The sequence below is a fragment of the Mesorhizobium sp. M2C.T.Ca.TU.002.02.1.1 genome, assembly GCF_003997225.1.
The window spans coordinates 1-4,298 of record NZ_RZTO01000549.1; the positions used below are offsets into that span (position 1 = coordinate 1).

The 4,298-nt window shown below is 62.6% G+C and carries 6 protein-coding genes; 3 read left to right on the top strand and 3 right to left on the bottom strand.

Features of this window, described 5'->3' with window-relative positions; genetic code table 11:
* A partial coding sequence (locus EOD07_RS24565; RefSeq protein WP_164772486.1) for an RluA family pseudouridine synthase occupies positions 1 to 534 on the top strand: 534 nt, incomplete at its 5' end.
* Positions 535 to 748: 214 nt separating this feature from the next.
* Positions 749 to 1,660 carry an RNA polymerase sigma factor RpoH gene (gene rpoH / locus EOD07_RS24570; RefSeq protein ID WP_040985182.1) on the top strand — a complete coding sequence of 304 codons (912 nt, stop codon included), beginning with the start codon at positions 749 to 751 and terminating at the stop codon, positions 1,658 to 1,660.
* Between the two features lie 191 nt (positions 1,661 to 1,851).
* Here rpoH and EOD07_RS24575 read toward each other — a convergent pair whose 3' ends face one another.
* The 3 genes from EOD07_RS24575 to EOD07_RS24585 form a co-directional block, all read right to left on the bottom strand.
* Positions 1,852 to 2,514, bottom strand: a complete 663-nt coding sequence (locus EOD07_RS24575) for a peroxiredoxin (protein WP_040985183.1) — start codon at positions 2,512 to 2,514, stop codon at positions 1,852 to 1,854.
* Positions 2,515 to 2,705: 191 nt separating this feature from the next.
* Complete coding sequence (locus EOD07_RS24580; protein ID WP_040985184.1) at positions 2,706 to 3,071, bottom strand: cell division protein ZapA; 366 nt, start codon at positions 3,069 to 3,071, stop codon at positions 2,706 to 2,708.
* A 4-nt stretch (positions 3,072 to 3,075) separates the two neighbouring features.
* A complete protein-coding gene (locus EOD07_RS24585; protein WP_023763725.1) occupies positions 3,076 to 3,348 on the bottom strand; it encodes a DUF4164 domain-containing protein in 273 nt (90 codons plus the stop codon).
* Positions 3,349 to 3,609: 261 nt separating this feature from the next.
* Between EOD07_RS24585 and EOD07_RS24590 the strand changes: the two genes are divergently transcribed.
* A partial coding sequence (locus tag EOD07_RS24590) for a thiamine pyrophosphate-dependent enzyme (RefSeq protein ID WP_245470449.1) occupies positions 3,610 to 4,298 on the top strand: 689 nt, incomplete at its 3' end.

The window sequence follows — 4,298 nt, forward strand, 5'->3', positions numbered from 1 at the left end:
CATAAGGCCCTGTCGGAGGCCTTTGCCGACCATGGCCGCACCGGCGACCTCGAGCGCGCCTATCTGGCGCTGGTCTGGGGCATCCCGCAGCGGCCGACCGGCACGATCGACGCTGCGCTCGGCCGCGCCGCCGACCGCGTCCGCCGCGCGGTGGTGCCGGAAAGCCGTGACGATGCCCGCCATGCCGTCACGCATTTCAGCGTCGTCGAGCGCTTCGGCGAGGCACAGCAGGCTTTCGCCACCGCGAGCCTCGTCGAATGCCGGCTGGAGACCGGCCGCACCCACCAGATCCGCGTCCACATGGCCCATATCGGCCACCCCGTGATCGGCGACCCGGACTATGGCCAAGCCTTCCGCACCAAGGCCAACCGGCTGCCGGAACCCTTGAAAACCAAGGTCAAGGCCTTTCCCCGGCAGGCCCTGCACGCCTGGCTCCTTGAATTCGAGCACCCGACCACCCATCTAACGATGAGGTTCGAAGCGCCGATACCGGGAGACATGGAGGAGCTCGTCGGCGACTTCCGAAAACTTTGAAACGACCCGCCACGAACAAGCTGCAAACCAGCCATCAAAAAACCTGACCGGCGTTGTTCACTTCAGCGTGACAGACTGTTTAGCGTTGAACAAATGCCTGTCTTTTCTGGTTTTGTTCCTATATATACAGGTTGTCGCGGATGAGCCTTTGGCATCCGTGACGAATGCCCGCCGCTTCGGGGGCATCCACTCCAAAGAGAGAGGGGGCGCTATCATGGCCCAATCATTACCCAGTATTGTTTCCGGTGAGGGCGGTCTCGCCCGTTACCTGGAAGAAATCCGCCGCTTCCCGATGCTTCAGCCGCAGGAAGAGTACATGCTCGCGAAACGCTACGCCGAGCATCAGGACACTTCGGCCGCCCACAAGCTCGTCACCAGCCATTTGCGGCTCGTCGCCAAGATCGCCATGGGCTATCGCGGCTACGGCCTGCCGATCGGCGAGGTGATCTCGGAAGGCAATGTCGGCCTCATGCAGGCCGTGAAGAAATTCGAACCGGAGCGTGGTTTCCGGCTCGCCACCTATGCCATGTGGTGGATCAAGGCCTCGATCCAGGAATACATCCTGCGCTCATGGAGCCTGGTCAAGATGGGCACCACCGCCAACCAGAAGCGCCTGTTCTTCAACCTGCGCAAGGTGAAGGGCAAGATCCAGGCGCTCGACGAAGGCGACTTGAAGCCCGACCAGATCGCCGAGATCGCCACCCGTCTCAACGTTTCCGAGGCCGAAGTGGTGTCGATGAACCGCCGCCTGTCGGGCGACGCCTCGCTCAACGCTCCGATCCGGGCGAGCGAAGGCGAGTCCGGCGAATGGCAGGACTGGCTGGTCGACGACCATGAAAGCCAGGAAGAGATGCTGATCGAGCAGGACGAGCTGGAAAACCGGCGCTCCATGCTCTCGGGCGCTCTCTCGGTGCTCAACGAGCGTGAGCGGCGCATCTTCGAGGCGCGCCGCCTCGCCGAGGAGCCGCTGACGCTCGAAGAGCTCTCGGCCGAGTTCGACATCAGCCGCGAGCGCGTGCGCCAGATCGAGGTGCGCGCCTTCGAGAAGGTGCAGGACGCGGTCAAGGCCGCCGCCAAGCGCCAGACCCAGGCGCTGCGCACCATCGAAGCGCAGCCGGCGGCTTAAAGCTCAAGACATCAATGAACAAAGGCGGTGCTTCGGCGCCGCCTTTTTGTTTGGACGGCTCGGCTGGTTGAGATTCAGGTCAGCCCGAGCCGAAAATGGTGGCTTCCGAGTACCGGAGCGGATCGTACTTAAAGTACGTGAGCACCGGAAGCGCAGGAAGCCGCCATTTGCAGGCCGGGATCACCTGAATATCAGCCTGCCGAGGGCTGCTTGGTCTTCCTCAGATACGGCAGCACCGTCTCATACGCACCGAAGCGCTTGATCGCGTCCTCGTTGGAGACCGCGGCGGTGATGATGACGTCATCGCCCTGCTTCCAGTTCGCCGGCGTCGCCACCTGGTGCTTGGCGGTCAGCTGGATGGAATCGATGACGCGCAGGATCTCGTCGAAGTTGCGGCCCGTGGTCATCGGATAGGTCAGCACCAGCTTGATCTTCTTGTCCGGGCCGATGACGTAGACCGACCGCACGGTGGCGTTGTCGGCCGGCGTGCGGCCCTCCGAGCTTTCGCCGGCGCCGGCCGGCAGCATTTCATAGAGCTTTGCGACATGGAGGTCCTTGTCGCCGATCAGCGGATAGTTCACCGTATGGCCGGTGGCGGTCTTGATGTCGGCCTGCCACTTTTCGTGGCTCGACACCGGATCGACCGAAATGCCGATGATCTTGACGTTGCGCTTTTTGAAGTCGCCTTCGAGACCGGCCATGGTGCCGAGTTCGGTGGTGCAGACCGGGGTGAAATTCTTCGGATGGCTGAACAGCACCGCCCAGCCGTCGCCGATCCAGTCGTGGAACTTGATGGTGCCCTGTGTGGTCTCGGCCGTGAAATCCGGCGCGATATCGTTGATACGAAGACTCATGGCCTATCCCTACCCTTTTTGAAAAATTGTAGCCGGCTTTGCGGCTGGCCGTCGCCGGCGCCAAACCCTAGCACCATCGTGGCGTCGGTAAAACGCCGCGCACGATGGCCGCGGCCCTCGCGGAATAAAAATTTTGGCCGCCACCGGCGATCCGCGGCAGGATTTTCTACTTCCGATAGAGGGTAAGCCGCTCAGGCTTTCTTTATCGCGAGCGTCGCCGCGAGATCTTCCATGCGCTGCGCTAGCGCGCCGAGCGCGGTCGTGAGCACGCTGTCGCTCTTGTCGGCCTTGGTCAGCGCCTCGTCGCGCGTCTTGCGCAAGGTAAGCACCTCGCTCTCCATGCCCTTGACGCGCTTGGTGAGCTCCGAGAGCTCGTCCATCACCATGATGCCGGCCATGACGGTGAGCCTCTGGTCGCCGATCTCGCCGAAGGAATCCTTCAGATGCGAGACATAGCGGTCGAAGCGCTCGGCAAGGTCTATCAGATGCTCTTCCTGGCCCTCGTCGCAGGCCATCCGGTACTGCTTGCCGTCGATGGAAACCGTGACCTGTGCCATTGCCTTACCTGTCCAGAACCGCGCGGATGGTTTCCATGGCGGTCACCAGCCGCCGCGACACTTCCTTGTTGGCATCCTCCAGCCGTTCGGCGCGCGCTTCGGAATTGTCGAGCTCCTGCGCCAGGCGCGAGCGGTCGGCGTTCATGCGCTGCACCTCGGCCTCGGCTTCCGAATAATCGCGCTCATGCTCGAGCTTCGCCGCCACGGCGTTTTCCAGCCCTTCCATGGCCTTGCCCAGCCTGGCGATGACTTCCTTGAGGGTCGTTTCCCCGGTCATGGCCTCGTCCTATGCCCTGCCCATCACCGAATCGCGCGCATTCAGAACGCGTTACCTCGGAAAGATTAGGCGCCGGGTGAAGGGCGCGTCAACAAAGCTCTCGCGACTGTCCCCCGCTATCGCTAATGTAAGGCGCTCGATGCCATCACGAGCCCGGCAAAATCCGTCCCGATTTGTTGACTAAAAGGCCGCGCCTGCTATGTGTCGCGGCATCCTTTTCCAAGGGTTCTCCCCAGACTCCAACCCACTTCCGGAGGAAGCATGACCTCGCGTGAACAACATGATCGGATGGCCAACGCGATCCGTTTCCTTTCCATGGACGCCGTCGAGAAGGCGAACTCCGGTCACCCCGGCCTGCCGATGGGCTGCGCCGACATCGCCACGGTTCTGTTCAGCCGTTTCCTGAAATTCGACGCCAAGGCGCCGCATTGGGCCGACCGCGACCGCTTCATCCTGTCGGCCGGCCACGGCTCGATGCTGCTCTACTCGCTCCTCTACCTCACCGGCTATGAGGACATGACGATCGACCAGATCAAGAATTTCCGCCAGCTCGGCTCCAAGACCGCCGGCCACCCCGAATACGGCCATGCCGCCGGCATCGAGACCACCACCGGTCCGCTCGGCCAGGGCCTCGCCAATTCGGTCGGCTTCGCGCTCGGCGAGCGCATCATGAACGCCGCCTTCGGCAACGACCTCGTCAACCACTACACCTATGTGCTGGCCGGGGACGGTTGCCTGATGGAAGGCGTCTCCCAGGAAGCCATCGCGCTGGCCGGGCATCTGAAGCTCAACAAGCTGATCGTCTTCTGGGACAACAACAACATCTCGATCGACGGCCCGGTCTCGCTGGCCGACAACACCGACCAGGTCGCCCGCTTCCAGGCCTCCGGCTGGAACGCCAGCCATATCGACGGCACCGATCCGGAAGCGATCGCCTATGCCATCGAGGC

Excerpts from the sequence above, each read along its gene's own strand:
- EOD07_RS24585 (WP_023763725.1), bottom strand. The coding sequence starts at position 3,348 with ATGACCGGGGAAACGACCCTCAAGGAAGTCATCGCCAGGCTGGGCAAG.
- EOD07_RS24580 (WP_040985184.1), bottom strand. The coding sequence starts at position 3,071 with ATGGCACAGGTCACGGTTTCCATCGACGGCAAGCAGTACCGGATGGCC.
- rpoH (WP_040985182.1), top strand. The coding sequence starts at position 749 with ATGGCCCAATCATTACCCAGTATTGTTTCCGGTGAGGGCGGTCTCGCC.
- EOD07_RS24575 (WP_040985183.1), bottom strand. The coding sequence starts at position 2,514 with ATGAGTCTTCGTATCAACGATATCGCGCCGGATTTCACGGCCGAGACC.